At 67.3% G+C, this 17,624-nt stretch carries 12 protein-coding genes and 1 tRNA gene; 9 read left to right on the top strand and 4 right to left on the bottom strand.

Annotation, left to right across the window (positions count from 1 at the left end; genetic code table 11):
* Positions 1-77: 77 nt before the first annotated feature.
* Together carB and carA are read right to left on the bottom strand one after the other, a co-directional pair.
* Positions 78-3,323, bottom strand: a complete 3,246-nt coding sequence (carB, locus tag CMO28_RS28970) for a carbamoyl-phosphate synthase large subunit (protein WP_296720837.1) — start codon at positions 3,321-3,323, stop codon at positions 78-80.
* Positions 3,316-4,488, bottom strand: coding sequence for a glutamine-hydrolyzing carbamoyl-phosphate synthase small subunit (gene carA / locus CMO28_RS28965; protein WP_296720834.1), 1,173 nt, complete (start codon positions 4,486-4,488; stop codon positions 3,316-3,318). The genes carB and carA overlap by 8 nt, the downstream gene beginning before the upstream one ends.
* Before the next feature lie 533 nt (positions 4,489-5,021).
* Between carA and CMO28_RS28960 the strand changes: the two genes are divergently transcribed.
* From CMO28_RS28960 to trpB, 7 genes are all read left to right on the top strand, one after another.
* Positions 5,022-5,489, top strand: coding sequence for a GatB/YqeY domain-containing protein (locus CMO28_RS28960; RefSeq protein WP_062762165.1), 468 nt, complete (start codon positions 5,022-5,024; stop codon positions 5,487-5,489).
* 10 nt (positions 5,490-5,499) lie between these two features.
* Complete coding sequence (dnaG, locus tag CMO28_RS28955) at positions 5,500-7,404, top strand: DNA primase (RefSeq protein ID WP_296720825.1); 1,905 nt, start codon at positions 5,500-5,502, stop codon at positions 7,402-7,404.
* Between the two features lie 166 nt (positions 7,405-7,570).
* Complete coding sequence (rpoD, locus tag CMO28_RS28950; RefSeq protein WP_296720823.1) at positions 7,571-9,664, top strand: RNA polymerase sigma factor RpoD; 2,094 nt, start codon at positions 7,571-7,573, stop codon at positions 9,662-9,664.
* Between the two features lie 207 nt (positions 9,665-9,871).
* Positions 9,872-9,947 (top strand) — tRNA-Ile (locus tag CMO28_RS28945).
* 17 nt (positions 9,948-9,964) lie between these two features.
* Entirely contained in the window at positions 9,965-10,630 is a 666-nt protein-coding gene (locus CMO28_RS28940; protein WP_296720819.1) for an ImmA/IrrE family metallo-endopeptidase, read from the top strand.
* Between the two features lie 18 nt (positions 10,631-10,648).
* On the top strand, positions 10,649-11,734 hold the full coding sequence (locus tag CMO28_RS28935) for a hypothetical protein (RefSeq protein WP_296720816.1): 1,086 nt from the start codon (positions 10,649-10,651) through the stop codon (positions 11,732-11,734).
* A 242-nt stretch (positions 11,735-11,976) separates the two neighbouring features.
* Positions 11,977-13,203 (top strand): tryptophan synthase subunit beta, encoded by a 1,227-nt coding sequence (trpB, locus tag CMO28_RS28930; RefSeq protein ID WP_296720813.1) that lies wholly within the window; start codon positions 11,977-11,979, stop codon positions 13,201-13,203.
* A gap of 131 nt (positions 13,204-13,334) precedes the next feature.
* Here trpB and CMO28_RS28925 read toward each other — a convergent pair whose 3' ends face one another.
* A complete protein-coding gene (locus CMO28_RS28925; protein WP_041607573.1) occupies positions 13,335-13,511 on the bottom strand; it encodes a DUF1328 domain-containing protein in 177 nt (58 codons plus the stop codon).
* Positions 13,512-13,889: 378 nt separating this feature from the next.
* Between CMO28_RS28925 and CMO28_RS28920 the strand changes: the two genes are divergently transcribed.
* Positions 13,890-14,879, top strand: coding sequence for a pyridoxamine 5'-phosphate oxidase family protein (locus CMO28_RS28920; protein WP_296720805.1), 990 nt, complete (start codon positions 13,890-13,892; stop codon positions 14,877-14,879).
* Positions 14,880-15,068: 189 nt separating this feature from the next.
* On the top strand, positions 15,069-17,045 hold the full coding sequence (locus tag CMO28_RS28915) for an autotransporter outer membrane beta-barrel domain-containing protein (RefSeq protein ID WP_296720802.1): 1,977 nt from the start codon (positions 15,069-15,071) through the stop codon (positions 17,043-17,045).
* A 36-nt stretch (positions 17,046-17,081) separates the two neighbouring features.
* Here the strand turns inward: CMO28_RS28915 and CMO28_RS28910 are convergent, their stop codons facing one another.
* Positions 17,082-17,462: a hypothetical protein gene (locus CMO28_RS28910; protein WP_062762154.1), complete on the bottom strand. Its 381-nt coding sequence runs from the start codon at positions 17,460-17,462 to the stop codon at positions 17,082-17,084.
* Positions 17,463-17,624: the final 162 nt, after the last annotated feature.

Genomic DNA, 17,624 nt, shown 5'->3' with positions numbered 1-17,624 from the left:
CAGCACGACAACAGGAACACATGCGGGGCCGATTTTCATCGGCCCCGCATGTCGATCAGCCGTTTTCTGCGGCCTTCTCAGGCAGAATAGGATTGCAGAGACCGGACTTCAAGCGTGCCGGCCCGGATGGCCGCGATCGCCTGAACGGTCGCCCGGCAGCCGGCGACGGTGGTGAAATAGGGCACCTTGTTCATCAGGGTTTCGCGGCGCAGCGAATAGCTGTCCGAAATCGCCTGAGACCCGGCGGTGGTGTTGAACACCATGTCGATCCGGCGGTCCTTGATCTGGTCGATGATGTTCGGCCGGCCCTCATGGGCCTTCTTGACCAGTTCGACCTGGATGCCCGCATCGGCCAGCACCCTGGCGGTGCCGCGGGTGGCGACGATCTCGAAGCCCTGGGCCTTCAGGCCGCGGGCGATCTCTACCATCGCGTCCTTGTCGTCGTCGCGCACCGAGACGAAGACCCTGCCCGAGGTCGGCAGGCGCACGCCCGCCGCCAGCTGCGCCTTGGCGAAGCTGCGGCCGAAATCGGTGTCCAGGCCCATGACCTCGCCGGTCGACTTCATCTCGGGCCCGAGCAGGATGTCGACGCCGGGGAAGCGGGCGAAGGGGAAGACCGCTTCCTTGATCGCGATATGGTCGACCTTGCGCTCGGCCAGATCGAAGGCCCCCAGCTTCTCGCCCGCCATGATCCGGGCGGCGATCTTGGCGATCGGCCGGCCCACGGCCTTGGCGACGAAGGGCACGGTGCGGCTGGCGCGCGGGTTGACCTCCAGGATGTAGATCTCCCGGTCCTTGACCGCGAACTGCACGTTCATGAGCCCGACCACGCCCAGCTTGAGCGCCAGCGCCTCGGTCTGCCGGCGGATCTCGGCGATGATCTCGTCGTCGAGAGAATAGGGCGGCAGGGTGCAGGCGCTGTCGCCCGAATGGACGCCGGCCTCTTCGATATGCTCCATGATGCCCGCGACCACCACGGTCTCGCCGTCGCAGAGCGCGTCGACATCCACCTCGATGGCATCGGTCAGGAAGCGGTCGAGCAGCACCGGCTTGTTGCCGAACTCGCGCACCGCCCGGCGCATATACGAGGACAGCCCGCCCAGATCATGGACGATCTCCATCGCCCGGCCGCCCAGCACATAGGACGGGCGCGCGACCAGCGGGAAGCCGATGCGCTGGGCGATGGCCAGCGCCTCTTCCTCGCTGTGGCAGGTGTCGTTGGCCGGCTGCTTCAGATCCAGGTCGTTCAGCAGCTTCTGGAAGCGGCGACGGTCCTCGGCCAGGTCGATTGCATCCGGCGAGGTGCCGAGGATTGGCACCTGGGCCTTCTCCAGCGGCTCGGCCAGCTTCAGCGGGGTCTGGCCGCCATACTGGACGATCACGCCCTTGAGCGTGCCGCGCGAGGTTTCCACCCGCACCAGCTCCAGCACGTCCTCGACCGTCAGCGGCTCGAAATAAAGCCGGTCAGAGGTGTCGTAGTCGGTGGAGACCGTCTCGGGGTTGCAGTTGACCATGATGGTCTCGTAGCCCGCTTCCGAGAGGGCATAGGCCGCGTGGACACAGCAATAGTCGAACTCGATGCCCTGGCCGATCCGGTTCGGACCGCCGCCGAGCACGATGATCTTGGTGCGATCCGAGGGCTGCGCCTCGCATTCGACGATGCCGTCGAAGCCGGGCAGCTCGTAGGTCGAGTACATGTAGGGGGTGCGCGCCTCGAATTCGGCGGCGCAGGTGTCGACCCGCTTGAACACCGGGTGCACGCCGGCCTTCCAGCGCCGGGCCCGGACGATCTCTTCGTCGAGACCGGCGAGCTTCGCCAGCCGCGCATCCGAGAAGCCCAGCGACTTCAGCCGCCGCCAGCCGGCCGCATCCGCCGGCAGCCCGTCCTCGATCACCTGCTTCTCGGCCGCGACCAGCCCGGCCAGACGCTCGATGAACCAGGGATCGTAATCGGAGGCCTCGTGGATCTCTTCCGGGGTCAGCCCGGCGCGCAGCGCCTGGGCGATGACCAGCAGACGATCCGGGGTCGGCAGGGCCAGCGCCGAGCGGAGCGCATCGACCTCGCTGGTGCCGGCGCCGCCTGCGACCTCGATCTCGTCGAGGCCGGTCAGGCCCGTCTCCATCGAGCGGAGCGCCTTCTGCAGCGATTCCTCGAAGCAGCGGCCCATGGCCATGACCTCGCCCACCGCCTTCATCGAGGTGGACAGCGTGCGCGCGGTGCCCGGGAACTTCTCGAAGGCGAAGCGCGGGATCTTGGTCACGACATAGTCGATGGTCGGCTCGAACGAGGCCGGCGTGACGCCGGTGATGTCGTTCTGAACCTCGTCGAGCGTGTAGCCGACGGCGAGCTTGGCCGCGACCTTGGCGATCGGGAAGCCGGTCGCCTTCGAGGCGAGCGCCGAGGAGCGCGACACGCGCGGGTTCATCTCGATCACGACCATGCGGCCGGTCTCGGGGTCGATCGCGAACTGCACGTTCGACCCGCCGGTGTCGACGCCGATCTCGCGGAGAACCGCGAGCGAGGCGTCACGCATGATCTGGTATTCCTTGTCGGTGAGCGTGAGTGCCGGGGCGACGGTGATGCTGTCGCCGGTGTGCACGCCCATCGGATCGATGTTCTCGATCGAGCAGACGATGATGCAGTTGTCCGCGCGGTCGCGGACCACCTCCATCTCGTATTCCTTCCAGCCGAGCACCGATTCCTCGACCAGCACCTCGTTCACCGGCGAGGCGTCGAGGCCGCTGGCCACGATCTCTTCGAATTCCTGCCGGTTATAGGCGATGCCGCCGCCGGTGCCGCCCAGCGTATAGGAGGGGCGGATGATCGTCGGCAGGCCGACGAATTCCATCGCCTCGCGGGCGGATTCCATGTCGCGGACCACGCGGCTGCGCGGGCTGGACAGACCGATGCGGTCCATCGCCTCGCGGAACAGCTGGCGGTCTTCGGCCTTTTCGATCGCCGCCTCGTTGGCGCCGATCAGCTCGACGCCGAACTTCTTCAGCGTGCCGTCGCGCGACAGCGCGAGCGCGGTGTTGAGCGCGGTCTGGCCACCCATGGTCGGCAGCAGGGCGTCGGGGCGCTCGGCCTCGATCACCTTGGCGACCAGTTCGGGCGTGATCGGCTCGACATAGGTCGCATCCGCCAGGCCCGGATCGGTCATGATCGTGGCCGGGTTGGAGTTGACCAGGATGATCCGGTAGCCCTCTTCGCGCAGCGCCTTGCAGGCCTGGGTGCCCGAATAGTCGAATTCGCAGGCCTGACCGATGACGATGGGGCCTGCGCCGATCACCAGGATCGACTTGATATCGGTACGCTTAGGCATCGGTCTTGGTCTTCTCGATGAGGCGCGCGAAACGGTCGAAGAGGTAGTGGCTGTCCTTCGGTCCCGGCGAGGCTTCGGGGTGGTACTGCACCGCAAAGACCGGGCGATCGGTCAGGCGGAAGCCCTCCAGCGTGTCGTCGAACAGCGAGACATGGGTCACTTCGGCATTGGCCGGCAGCGACGAGGCGACGACGCGGAAGCCGTGGTTCTGCGAGGTGATTTCAACCTTGCCCGTGGTCAGGTCCTTGACCGGCTGGTTGGCGCCGCGATGGCCGCGATCCATCTTCTCGGTCGAGGCGCCGACCGCCAGCGCCAGCAGCTGATGGCCCAGGCAGATGCCGAAGGTCGGCTTGCCGGTCTCGATCAGCCTGCGGATCTGGGGCACGGCATATTCGCCGGTCGCCGCCGGATCGCCGGGGCCGTTGGACAGGAAGATGCCGTCGGGCTCGTGCGCCAGGATCTCGTCCGCGGTTGCGGTCGCGGGCACCACCACCACCTCGGCACCGGTACCGGCCAGGCAGCGCAGGATGTTGCGCTTGGCACCGTAATCGACCGCGACCACCTTGAAGCGCGGGCTTTCCTGCCGGCCGAAGCCCTGGCCCAGCTCCCACGGGGTCTCGTCCCAGGCATAGGTCTGGGCGCAGGTCACCGTGATCGCGAGATCGAGACCTTCCAGGCTGGGGGCGGCCTTCGCCTGCGCCTTCAGCGCGTCCAGATCCGCCGTGCCGGCCTCGCCATGCCAGATCACCGCATTCTGCGGGCCCTTGTCGCGCAGCAGGCGGGTGACGCGTCGGGTGTCGACGCCGGCAATGCCGATCAGCCCGTGGGCCGCCGTCCAGTCCTGCAGGCGGCGGGTGGAGCGGAAATTCGACGGCTCGGTCGGCAGCGCCTTCAGGACGAAACCGCGCGCCGCCGGCGTCGTGGTTTCCAGATCCTCGTCATTGGTGCCGACATTGCCGATATGCGGGAAGGTGAAGGTGATGATCTGACCGGCATAAGAGGGATCGGTCAGGATCTCCTGATAGCCGGTGATCGAGGTGTTGAAGCACAGCTCGCCCTCGGCGATGCCTCGTGCGCCGACGCCCAGGCCCCAGAAGACCGTGCCGTCGGCCAGAACGAGGGCGGCCGTAGCCGCCAGGGCGGGCGAGTTCGACGCCTCTTGCATGATAGCGAGCCCCCAGGATGATGCGACGCGGCCGCCCGGGAAGCCCCAAGGCGGCCGATGATAGCGAATGCGTGGTCCATCCGGGGACGCTGGCCCGGCTCGCGGCCCCGGCCGGCCGGCGTCCCGGCCGCGGGAGTGCGGCACAAGGCGGGGCGTCGGAGGGGGTCACGGGCGCAACCTGTAAACGACCTGGCAGGCAGGCAAGGCGGTTGCGGCAGCGAAGAGGGCGCGTGCGTAGACGCCCGGCGGGTGGGCGCCGGATCGACCGGACGGACCATACGCAAACCCCTCCCCCCGGTCAAGCCGCGGGCTCCGCTGATTTCGCAAGGGGGGCGTCCGCGTGCCGGCCATTGAAACCCGGGGGGCTGACACGCAATATGAAAGCTTGTCACATCGTCCGTGCCCCCGTTAACTGCCCCGCACCGCCACGATGCCGCCGCTTCTGTCATGATCTGCGGCATTCGGGGCCGGGTTCCCGGCGGCCGCGGCGCGACGGGGTCGCCGGTTTCCGTCTTTTCGAGGGATCGACTTCCATGCTTCGTGAGCGCCTCAAGGACGCGCTTGCCCAGGCCGAACAGCAGGGCGACAGCGAAGAGCTGGCCGTGCTTCGCCTGATCCGGACGGCGATCAAGGACCGTGACGCGGCCGCCCATGTGAGGGGGCGGGATGCGATCGACGATGCCGAGATCCACGACATGCTCCGCACCATGCTGCGTCAGCGCGACGAGAGTATCGGCGCATATGAGCAGTCGGGCCGCATCGAACTGGTCGAGCAGGAGCAGCTGGAGCAGCGGGTGATCCGCCGCTTCCTGCCGCCGCAGATGTCGGAGGACGAGATCGAGGCGGCGGTGCGCGCCACGATCGCCGCCTGCTGCGCCAAGGGGCTGAAGGATCTGGGGCGCACGGTCGATGCCCTGAAATCCGCCTATGGGCCCGAAATGGACCTGGGCTGCGCCAGCTCTGCGGCCAAGCGCCTGCTGCGCAACTGCCAGCCCGGCTGACCCGCACCCCATGGCGCTGCCCCCCGGCTTCATCGAGGAACTGCGTGCCCGCATCCGCCTGTCGGAGGTGGTCGGCCGCCGGGTCAAGCTGATCCGCCGCGGCCGCGAGCACACCGGCCTTTGCCCGTTCCACAACGAGAAGACGCCGAGTTTCACGGTCAGTGACGACAAGGGCTTCTATTACTGTTTCGGCTGCGGCGCCAAGGGCGACGCCATCGATTTCGAGATGAAGCTCGGCGGGTTCGACTTCCGCGAGACCGTGGAGCGGCTGGCGGGGGAGGTGGGGCTGACCGTCCCCGCCGAGGATCCGGATGCGAAGCGCAAGGCCGAGCGCCGCGAGGGGCTGGTCGACGTCGTCGAAGAGGCCTGCCGCTGGTTCGAAAGCCGGCTCGGCACCGACGAGGCGGCGCCGGCCCGCGACTATCTGGTCCGCCGCGGCTTCGGGCCCGAGAGCTGGGGCCGGTTCCGCTTCGGCTATGCGCCCGACCGGCGCGACGTGCTGATCCGCACCTTCGAGCAGCGCGGCATCGCGCTGGACCGGCTGGTCGAATCGGGGCTGGCGCGCCGGCGCGAGGACCGCTCCGCCTTCGACTATTTCCGCGGCCGGCTGATCATCCCCATCGCCGACCGGCGCGGCCGGATCATCGCCTTCGGCGGCCGGGTTCTGGGCGATGGCGAGCCCAAATACCTGAACAGCCCCGACACGCCGCTGTTCGAGAAGGGCCGCGTGCTCTATGGCTGGCCGGTTGCCCGAGAGGCCGCGCGCAAGGCCGGTACCGTGCTGGTGGTCGAAGGCTATCTGGACGTGGCGGCCCTGGTGCAGGCCGGCCGACCCCATGCGGTGGCCCCGCTCGGCACCGCGCTGACCGAACATCAGATCGAAGAGCTGTGGCGGATGGCGCCCGAGCCGGTGCTGTGCCTGGACGGCGACGCCGCCGGCATCCGTGCCGCGCGCCGTGCGGCCGAGCGCGCCCTGCCGCTGCTGAAGCCCGGCCACAGCCTGCGCTTCGTGCGCCTGCCCGGCGGCCATGATCCCGACAGCCTGATCCGGGCCGAAGGGGTGGGGGCGTTCGACCGGGCCGTGGCCGCCCCGCAGCCGATGATCGACCTGCTCTGGCAGGCGGCGCTGGAAGGCCATGCCACCGACACGCCCGAGCGGCTGGCCGCGCTGGAGGCCGATCTGATGGCCCAGGCCGACACGATCCGCGACCCGCTGATCCGCGACCTGTATCGCCGCGACTTCCGCGACCGGGTCTGGCAGCTGCGTCGCGCCAGGCGCGGCGGGTTGATTGGCGGGCCTCCATCCCCGGCGCGCTCTGTCTTTGGACCGGGCGGCCCCGTTGCTAAATGGCGGGACCGAAAGAAGCCCGGCCAGCTGAACGACGACCCGACGCCCATCGCCGCCCCGGCGCTCGGCCAGGGAAACGAGGGCCAGTCGGCACGGCGCGAAGCGGCGCTTCTGGCAGCGGTTCTTCTTCATCCTCAACTGCTTGAGGTGGCGGAGGACGAGGTGGCGGCCCTGCCGGTCGCCACCCCTGAGCTTGACATCTTGCGGGCTGCGATCGTAGATACGCACGCATCGGAGTCTGGTCTTGACAGTGAAACGCTGCAGGACCATTTGAGACTGCGAGGGCTCTCGGACCTGGTGGACCGGTTGACGGCGGCGGAGAATGCCGGCCGTGTGCCGTTTGCGGGGCCGGGAGCTGCATTCGACAGGGTTCTGGCCGGATGGCGCAATGTGCTGGCTGTACACCGGCATGCGCAGCTGGTCGACGAATTGAAGGCCGCAGAGCAGGAGCTTGTCGAGAGCATGACGGAAGAAGCTTTGCAGCGGTTCGTCGCGCTCAAGAAGCTCGTTGACGACAACGAGCGCGGACTGGCGGCCTTCGATCAGAGCGACGGTTTCGACCTTTGAGGGTCGGGGCGGGTTCGGCGATGACGCGGGGCGTCGTTGCCGCGGTGATGCTGTCATCATCGCGGGAGCGGCGCCTCACGGCCGTTGAAGGACGGGGCATCGACCTCATGGGCAAGCATCGGAATCAAGGCGCAGCGTGCGTTTCTGAGCGGGGGAACGACGAATAATGGCGAAAAAAGCGACCACGGCTGTCGAAGCCGGCGAAGGGCGTGAAGACACGCCGGATGGACCGCTGGTCGATTCGCTCGAGATCACCGTCAAGAAGATGGTGGCCCGCGCCAAGGAGCGCGGCTACATCTCCTATGACGAACTGAACAAGGCGTTGCCCCAGGATCAGCTCTCGTCGGAGCAGATCGAAGACGTGATGGCCATGCTCTCGGAGATGGGCATCAACGTCGTCGAGAACGACGAGGAAGGCGAGGAACTGGGCGAGAACCAGAGCGGCGACGACGAAGAAGAAGAGTTCGGCGGGTCCCACGCGACTTCGGTCGAGGAAGAGGAACTGGGCCGGACCGACGACCCCGTGCGGATGTATCTGCGCGAGATGGGGTCGATCGAACTGCTGTCCCGCGAGGGCGAGATCCTGCTGGCCAAGCGGATCGAGGCCGGTCGCAACACCATGATCGGCGCGATCTGCGAAAGCCCGCTGACCTTCCGGGCGATCGTGCGCTGGCGCGATGCCCTGGCGGCCGGCGAGGCGATGCTGCGCGACATCATCGACCTCGAGGCCAGCTATGGCGGCGACCAGCCGCCGATGACCGACGAGGAAGCCGAGGCCGAAGCCGCGATGCTGGCGGGTGACCGTCCGGCGGTCGAGCCGGCCAAGCCCGTGGTCAACGGCAATGGTGCAGCGGCCGCCCCGGCGGCGGCAGCCGCGGCGCGTCCCGATGGCGAGGCCCGCAAGGCATCCGACAGCGAGGAAGACGAGGAAGACGAAACCGTCCGCGCGGCCGATTCCGAAGAGGAGGAGGACGAGGAGGGGGATGGCGCCAGCGTGTCGATCTCGGTGATGGAAGCCGAGTTGACGCCGGTGATCCTCGAATCCTTCGACAAGATCGTCGAGGCCTGGGCGAAGCTTGAAAAGCTCCAGGCCAAGCGGCTCGAGGCGGCACTGAAGGGCGAGGAGCAGACCACCCAGGCCCGCTCCCGCTTCGAGGCGGCCAAGTCCGATGTGATCGAGATGGTCCGCGGCCTGAACTTCGCCCAGCCGCGCATCGACCTGCTGGTCGAGGAACTCTACCTCCTCAACCGCAGCCTGATGTCGCTGGAAGGCCAGCTGATGCGTCTGGCGGTCGGCTGCCGGGTGAAGCGCGAAGACTTCCTGCGGCTCTATAGCGGCCAGGAACTGGCGCCGAACTGGTTCCAGGTGGTGGGCGCGCAGAACGGCAAGGCCTGGAAGACCTTCCTGGAACGCCATGGCGAGGAAGCGGCCGATATCCGCGAGGGCATCTCGCGGCTGGCCCGCGAAGTCGGCCTGCCGATCAACGAGTTCAAGCGCATCGTCAGCAACGTTCAGCGCGGCGAGCGCGAGGCGAGCCAGGCCAAGAAGGAGATGGTCGAGGCCAACCTCCGTCTGGTGATCTCGATCGCGAAGAAGTACACCAACCGCGGCCTGCAGTTCCTGGACCTGATCCAGGAGGGCAATATCGGCCTGATGAAGGCGGTCGATAAATTCGAATACCGCCGCGGCTACAAGTTCTCGACCTATGCCACCTGGTGGATCCGGCAGGCGATCACGCGCTCGATCGCCGACCAGGCCCGGACGATCCGCATCCCGGTGCACATGATCGAGACGATCAACAAGCTGGTCCGCACCTCGCGCCAGATGCTCCACGAAATCGGCCGCGAGCCGACGCCGGAAGAGCTGGCCGAGAAGCTGCAGATGCCGCTGGAGAAGGTCCGCAAGGTCCTGAAGATCGCCAAGGAGCCGATCAGCCTCGAAACCCCGATCGGCGACGAGGAAGACAGCCATCTGGGCGACTTCATCGAGGACAAGAATGCGATCCTGCCGGTCGATGCGGCGATCCATTCGAACCTCAAGGAGACCACCACTCGGGTGCTCGCCAGCCTGACGGCGCGCGAGGAGCGGGTGCTGCGCATGCGCTTCGGCATCGGCATGAACACCGACCACACCCTGGAAGAGGTGGGTCAGCAGTTCTCGGTGACCCGCGAACGCATCCGCCAGATCGAGGCGAAGGCGCTGCGCAAGCTCAAGCATCCGAGCCGGTCGCGCAAGCTGCGCAGCTTCCTCGATCACTAGGATCGAACGCCGGCATCGACGATGCGACACGACCGCCGCCGGGCCTTCCGGCGGCGGTCGTGTCATTTCCGCCAGCTTTCTCCCGACGACCGGCCCTGCTTGTGGCGAACCGGCTTCCTCTTGACGAAAACGGCGGAACTCGACAAGGTGTGCCGCCGGTAACCGGCGGTGGCATTCCACCCCGTTCCGGCACCATGGAAGATGTGGGGGCCTGTAGTTCAGCGGTTAGAACCCGCCGCTCATAACGGTGTTGTCGCAGGTTCGAATCCTGCCGGGCCCACCACCTTCCTGCAGCCCGACATGCATATGCCCGGCGCGTTTTACCCGCGGGCGATGCAAACGGTTGCCGCACCATCGCCCGCCATTGTCGCCGCCCGGCCCGGTCGCTATCTTGTATCGAGAGGCAGCGATCGCGAGGCGCAGATGACCGTCGTTCCGCCGATGCCATGTCGGGCGAGCAAGGCCGTCATCCAGGAGGCGGCGGAGAAATACGCGGGCAAGATCAATTTTCTGCCCGGGGATGATCTGTTCGATCTGGTCCACCGGATGGGCGGCCGGATCCGGTTCAGGGAGTTTGCGACGCCGCAGCCGCGTGAGAGCATCCATGTGCGCGCGCCAGACGATTTCGACCTGTACCTGCCTTTCGAGACCACGCCGGCCCGCGACCGTTTCACCATCGGGCACGAGCTGGGGCATCTGCTGCTGCATTATCCGGTCGTGAAGAAGGCGCATCAGGGTGCGACCGTGGAAATGGCTGCTACCCGATACCTGCCTGACAACCCGTCGCCGGATGTCGAACGCTGCGAATGGGAAGCCAACTGGTTCGCGGCGGCCTTCCTGATGCCATCGGGCCCCTTTGCGGACCTTTGGCGGGAGACGCATGGCGATCGCGGTGCCGTTGCACAACGCTTCTTCGTATCCCGTCAGGCTGCCGAGAACCGGGCACGCAGCCTGGGTCTGGCGTAATCAGCGGCCCGGCAACCCGTGAGCGCCGATCAGGGCGACGACCAGATCCTTGCCGCAGCGGCGGCGCGCTATCGCCTGGAAGCCTTTCTCAGCGTCGACATGGTGGGGTCCAGCGCGTTCAAGTTTTCGACCGCTATCGCGGGCGGGACTGAAGAGCGTGACGAGACGGGTTCGGAAGGATGGTCCCAGGCCATCCGCAAATTCTATGCGACCTTCCACCAGACCTTCCTGAAGAAGACCCGTATCCGTTTTGGAGCCGAGAATCGGGTGCGGTTGTGGAAAGCCTTGGGGGACGAACTCGTCTATCGCTTTACCGTTACAGACCTGGCCGATACCGCGGGCATCGTCAACGATTTCATTCTGGCACTTCATCAGACGCGACAGGTGGTGCGCGAGATTTCGCGGAGTCTCGATCTGAAAGCCTGCGGCTGGGTGGCGGACTTCCCCGCCCGCAACATGATGATCGATCTCGACGGGCTGAGGGAGACCGACCAGTTCCTCGACGAGATGGCAGAAGGTGCTGGGGAGGGCATTCAGGATTTCATCGGTCCGTCGATGGACACCGGCTTTCGCCTTGGCCGCTTCGCCACCCGGCGCAAGATGGTGCTGTCGGTGGAACTGGCCGCCCTGCTGGCGGAGAGCGATGCACAGCAGCGTCTTCCCTTCTGTTTCGGATATGACGGCCGCGAGGCCCTGAAGGGCATTCTGGGCGGCGAAGCTTATCCGCTGATCTGGATCGATACGGAAGACGATCCGGGGCGCAAGATCGCCGATCGCCGCGAGGCGGCGATGCTTCAGATGCGCTCCGAGGTACAGGCTGCCGCCGTGGCCGAATTCTGTCTGGGCTATATCGATGCGTCCGACTGGATGGAGCGCCCCTTCCTGCGTGGGGGCAGCGGAGCATTCGACACGGTGCCGACATCCCACATCGACCAAGCCCGCCGGGGTCGGGCACTGCAGGCGCGTGAAGACCGGCTCTATGCCGAGGCGGCCCCGCTTGCGGCCGCCGCTCAGAGCGATCTCAGTGTCACCAGCGTTGATCTGATCGGAGACATGCCCGCGCCGGCCGGACGCGGTGACCGTCCGCGGGAAGACGGCGCATGACCCCATTGTCCCCCGCCGCCCGCTCTGTTACCGTCAGCCCATGACGATGCTGCACCCCATCTTCTGCCCGATGCAGACCCGCCGCTGGTGGCCCGCGTAAGCGGGCGGTTTCACCGGCAGTCGTCATGCCCTGTGGAAGGCCGCTCACTCCGGAGAGCGGCCTTTGTCGTTTATGCGCACGACAGGGGCGGGGATCCGGGGTGGCGTCCCTCCAGCGACCCCGATCCGGAGGTTTTCGACCGATGACGTCCCCCCAGCCCGCCTCTCATCTGCCCAACAGCCTGCGCAACGGCCCCGACGAGAATGGCCGTTTCGGCATGTTCGGCGGCCGCTTCGTGGCCGAGACCCTGATGCCCAACCTGCTGGCGCTGGAGCGGGCCTATGCGGAGGCCAGGGCCGATCCCGCCTTCGCGGCCGAGATGGACGACATGCGCCGGCACTATATCGGCCGGCCCAGCCCGCTTTATTTCGCCGACCGGCTGACGGCGCATCTGGGCGGGGCGAAGATCTATCTGAAGCGCGAAGATCTGAACCACACCGGCTCGCACAAGGTGAACAACGTGCTGGGCCAGATCCTGCTCGCCCGGCGCATGGGCAAGAAGCGGATCATCGCCGAAACCGGCGCCGGCCAGCACGGTGTTGCCACCGCGACGCTCTGCGCCCGCTATGGGCTGGATTGCGTGGTCTATATGGGCGAGGTCGACATTGCCCGGCAGATGCCCAATGTCATCCGCATGCGCATGCTGGGCGCCGAGGTCATCCCGGCGCTCTCGGGCTCCCGCACGCTCAAGGATGCGATGAATGAGGCCCTGCGCGACTGGGTGACCAATGTCGAAGACAGTTTCTACTGCATCGGCACCGTGGCGGGACCGCATCCCTATCCCATGATCGTCCGCGATTTCCAGACGGTCATCGGCGACGAGGCCCGGGCCCAGATTCTGGAGGCAGAGGGGCGGCTGCCGGATGTGGTGATGGCCTGTGTCGGCGGCGGGTCCAACGCCATGGGCCTGTTCCATCCCTTCCTCGACGACGCAGAGGTGGCAATCTATGGCATCGAGGCGGCAGGGCACGGGATCGAGAGCGGCAAACACGCCGCCTCGCTGACCGGCGGCCGGCCGGGCGTGCTGCACGGCAACCGGACCTTCCTGCTGATGGACGATGACGGCCAGATCACCGAGGCCCATTCGATCTCGGCCGGGCTCGACTATCCGGGCATCGGGCCGGAACATGCCTGGCTGCACCAGATCGGCCGGGTGACCTATCTGCCCGCGACCGATGCCGAGGCGCTGGAGGCCTTTCACCTGCTCACCCGGCTGGAAGGTATCATCCCGGCGCTGGAATCGGCCCATGCGCTGGCGCGGGCCATCCGCATGGCGCCCGATCTTGCGCCCGATGCGGTGATGGTGGTCTCGCTGTCGGGGCGCGGCGACAAGGATGTGCCGCAGGTGGCGGAGATGACCGGCGGCTGACATGTCTTCGTCGTGACCACGAATGATGTCACGGAACCCTGCCTGACCCCTGCCTTAAAAACACGACGGGCGACCGGAAACCGGCCGCCCGTCATGCTGCGGGGGGAGGGAGGCGGGAGGAAGAGCGGCGGTCAGCGGCCCCTGCGCATCAGGCCCGCGACCAGGGTGATGACGAAGATGATGATCGCGACCCAGAACAGGATCTTGGCACCTGCCATCGCCGTGCCTGCGACACCACCAAAGCCCAGAAGGGCCGCGACCAGCGCCACGATCAGGAAAACGATGGCCCAATGAAGAAGGCTGCCCATGGTTCAGATCTCCTTGTCTTTTCGGATGGTGCCTGCGACATCCGGATGGGATACGCCACCCGTGTAAAGTCGTTTCGCAGTCATCTTGTTCCGAATAATCTCCAGCCCGAAATGTCCGGGCGAGGCGGGATACGAAAGCCGGTGCGGGAAGGCGGTCAGGTTTTTCTGTCGGCCGCTTTCGACTTGCTTCGTGTTGATTGAAATGTAGCACCCGGCGCAGGGCTCCGCCGCGGACAAAGACGTGACCGGATTTGGTCAGAGCCCGGCCGGTTTTGGGCCCAAAGCCGGCGGATCGGCCGGTCGGCGCCTTCCTGTGGTCACGGTAGCGCCGGTTCCGGTATATGATCGCCCGACGTTCCTCTGACGGGAGACGCGGTCATGACCGGGGAGAGACAGGCTGCGGGGCCGGAGGCCGAGGGGATCGGCTTTCACCTGGGCGAGCGGGCGGTGCAGGATCTCTATGGCCTGGGGGAGCGCATGGCGTCGATCGGCGCCCAGGTGTTCATGACCGCGCTGCCCGACCCGTTCCGGCTGTTTTTCATGGATCTGGAATTCCTGGTGGTCGCCTCGGTCGACGGGCAGGGGCTGCCCTGGGCCTCGTTGCTGGCGGGGCCGCCGGGCTTCATCGCCTCGCCCGATCCCAGGGTGCTCAGCATCCTCGGCGCCGTGCCGGCGGGCGACCCGCTGGCGGCCAATCTTCAGCCCGGGGCGGCGCTGGGCCTGCTCGGCATCGATCTCGCCACCCGGCGGCGCATCCGGGTCAATGGCCGGGTGCTGGCGCTGGATCGTGACGGCGCGCCGCGCATCGACCTGCTGGTGGACCAGTGTTTCGGCAACTGCCCGCGTTACATCCGCCCCCGCCAGGCCGTGCCCGGCCGCGGTGGGATGGATCTGGCGCCGGCGGTGGTGTCTCAGGCGGCGCCGGATCCGCGGGCGCGGGAGATGATCGCCCAGGCCGATACGATCTTCGTCGCCAGCGCCGCCGATACCCGCGTGGAAGGCCGGGCCGCCGGGGCCGATGCCTCGCATCGCGGCGGGCCGGCCGGCTTCGTGGCGGTCGACGAGGCCGGGGTGATCACGGTGCCGGACTACGCCGGCAACCGCTATTTCAACACGCTGGGCAACATGGTGCTGCGCCCGGCCGCCGGGCTGCTGGTGCCGGATTTCGCGACCGGCGACCTGCTGACCATCGCCGGCGATGTCGAAATCGTCTGGCAGGGGCCCGAGCTTGCCCGCCATCCGGGGGCCGAGCGGCTCTGGCGGCTGAGGCCGCGCCGGGTGGTCCATCTGGCGGGTGCGTGGCGGGCCCGGCTTCGGGAGACCGGTGGCCGGGTTGTGGGGTTGGGGCCGGACGGGCGGCCCGGTTGAGGGGCAGACGACAGCGGTTGATCCGGACCGATCCGGAGGTGACCGGGCGGATGATGAAAGGGTATGGTTCAGTTAAGGCTGTGTGAAGCTTGCGCCGATACCGGCCTGTCATCCCTGCGGCACCCTCATCCCCGCACCACCGTCGCCCCCGGGGATATCCGGGGCGATGCTCCCCCTTCAGGAGGTCAGATGCCCGGCCGCCTCACTCTGCGTCCGCTTTGTCTTGCGCTGTTCGCATCCGTCGCCATCCCGGCCCTGCCGGTGCAGGCGGCGGAGTATGGCGACTTCGCTTATGACACGCTCAGAACCCTGACCATCGATCATGCCGGCCGCCACAGCGGCACGGAGGCCTTCGAGGACGCGGCCGACTGGATGTCGTCGCGCTTCACCCTTGGCGGCACCACGCTGACCCGCCAGCCCTTTACCACCCGCCGAGGCCTCGCCTCCCAGAACGTGATCGGCACGGTGGGCAATATCGATCAGGGCTTCATCCTGGTCGGTGCCCATTTCGACAGCGCGCCGCAACGCCCGGGCTATACCGGCCCCGCCCTGCAGGGCGTGGACGACAACGGCTCGGGTGCTGCCGTGCTGACCGAGATCGCCGCTCATCTGGCGGGGCTGCCGGTCGAAACCGGGCTGGTCTTCAACGCCTTCGGCGCCGAGGAGACCGGGCTTGAAGGCTCTGCCTTCTATCGGCAGGAGCTGGAGGCGGCGGGCGAGATCGATCGGCTGAAGGGCATGATCAATATCGACAGCCTGATCACCGGCGATTTCATGTATGCCCATGCCGGCACCAATTATCTGACCGACCCGGCGCTGAAATCCTACTGGACGCGGATCCACGCCATTGCCGACGAGCTGGGCATCGACCTGCGCAGCAATCCCGGGCTGAACCCGCATTATCCGGTCGATACCGGTTGCTGCAGCGACGCCGGCAACTACGAGGATCTGAACATCCCGGTGTTGTGGCTGGAGGCGACCAACTGGGAAATCGGCGATCTGGACGGGGATACCCAGACCACCAATCCGGGCATTCCGGGCGGCGCCAGCTGGCATGACCCGGCGATCGACAATTGGGACGTGCTGGAGGCGGCCTTCGGCCCCGATCACATCCCCGGCCGGCTGGAAGACTGGTCGCGGCTGCTGACCCGGCTGCTGGTGGAGCTGACCAATGCCGATCTTGCGGCCTCGGCGCAGTCGGGCGCCGGCTTCAGCCTTGCGATGACCGATCAGCTCGCCCGCGATCATCAGGCCTTCCAGGCGGCCGTCGACCGTGCGGTGCTGGCGCTGTTCACCCGCAGGCCCGGGCTGGGGGAGACCAGCGTCGATGTCTTCGTCGAGGGGTTGGCGCGGCCGGGCGGGTTCGACGGCGCGGCCACGGCCGATCACGAAACGGCCGGCCGCATCGGCTTCCGGGCCGATCACCGGCTGAGCGATCTGGTGACGCTGGGCGCCGATCTGCATCTGTCGCGCGGGCGTGACGATCTGGCGGGGGGGTCGGATCTGGACCGCACCGGCGTCGCTTTCGGCCTGGGCGTGCTGGTGAATGACGGTGCACCCGGCTGGCTGGCGGCGTCGGTGTCGGCCGGCTATGCCCGGGTCGACGGCACCCGTGCCTTCACCATGGCCTCGGGGCTGGGGGCCACCATCCTGGACCAGCGCTTCGACGGGCAGACCAATGCCCGCAGCTTCGGGGCGCGGATCGAGGGCGGCTGGGATCTGGCGCTGGGTGGCATCGCCACCGGCCCGGTGGTCGGGCTGGACTATACCCGCTATGAACTCGACGGCTTCACCGAGACCGGGCCGGCACGCACCGCGCTCACCTATCCCGATCAAAGCTATAACTCTGCCCAGGGTGAGCTTGGCTGGCGGGTGCGCGGCAGTGTCGCCATAGGCGAGACCACGACGCTCGCGCCCTATGCTCGCGCGGGCTGGGTGCATGAATTCGCCGATGGCCGGCCCGATACCATCCGTCTGACGGCGGGGGACGGGTCGTCGCGCCAGGTGGTGCTGGCCGAGGCCGACGACGATTTCGGCCGGGCGACGCTGGGTGCGCGGATCTTCTTCGGCGAGACGGTCTCTACCTATGCCGAGGTCGAAACCCGCTTCGGCCATGACGACGGCGCGCAGACCGCAGTGATCGCGGGCCTCAGCCTGCGCTTCTGAGGGTTTGCGCTTCTGAGGGGCTGGCGGTCATCGCCCTTATCTGAGGGCGATGACCAGCCCCAGGGCCACGATCGTCGTCCAGAGCGCCAGGGCGCCGACGCCCACCAGGGTGGCGTGGTGGAAATAGGTGTCCTGGAGCGTGGCGTTGATCAGCGCCCGGGCCTGTTCGGCCGGCAGCTTCAGCTCCGATTTCACCGCCTGCCAAACCTCGGTGCGGCGATGGTCCCGATGGGGGGCGCGATAGCCCTTCAGCATCAGGATGGCCCCCATCAGGGTCACGAGGATGGCGCCGGATCTGAGACTCATCATCGGGTCATAGACCAGCGCCATCATGATGACCCAGATGGCGAACAGCGAAAAGGCACAGGCGCGGCGGACGGACACCGCCGCGGCTTGTTCGATGAGATCTGTCTGCATCTGAGAACGACGGGCTGAGGCCGGCTCGTTGGGGGGGACGGGCCGACGGTGCGTTGCGGAGACGGCGCGTTGTGGAACGGCGACGGGCAGGGGTGCCGGAGGGCAGGACCACGTGACGGCGGAAAAGAACGCGACGGGGGAACACGGGAGCAGGGGCCGATA

Source organism: Tistrella sp. (genome assembly GCF_002684955.1).
Taxonomy (GTDB): domain Bacteria; phylum Pseudomonadota; class Alphaproteobacteria; order Tistrellales; family Tistrellaceae; genus Tistrella; species Tistrella mobilis.
This window is presented reverse-complemented; position numbering and strand designations above follow the sequence as displayed.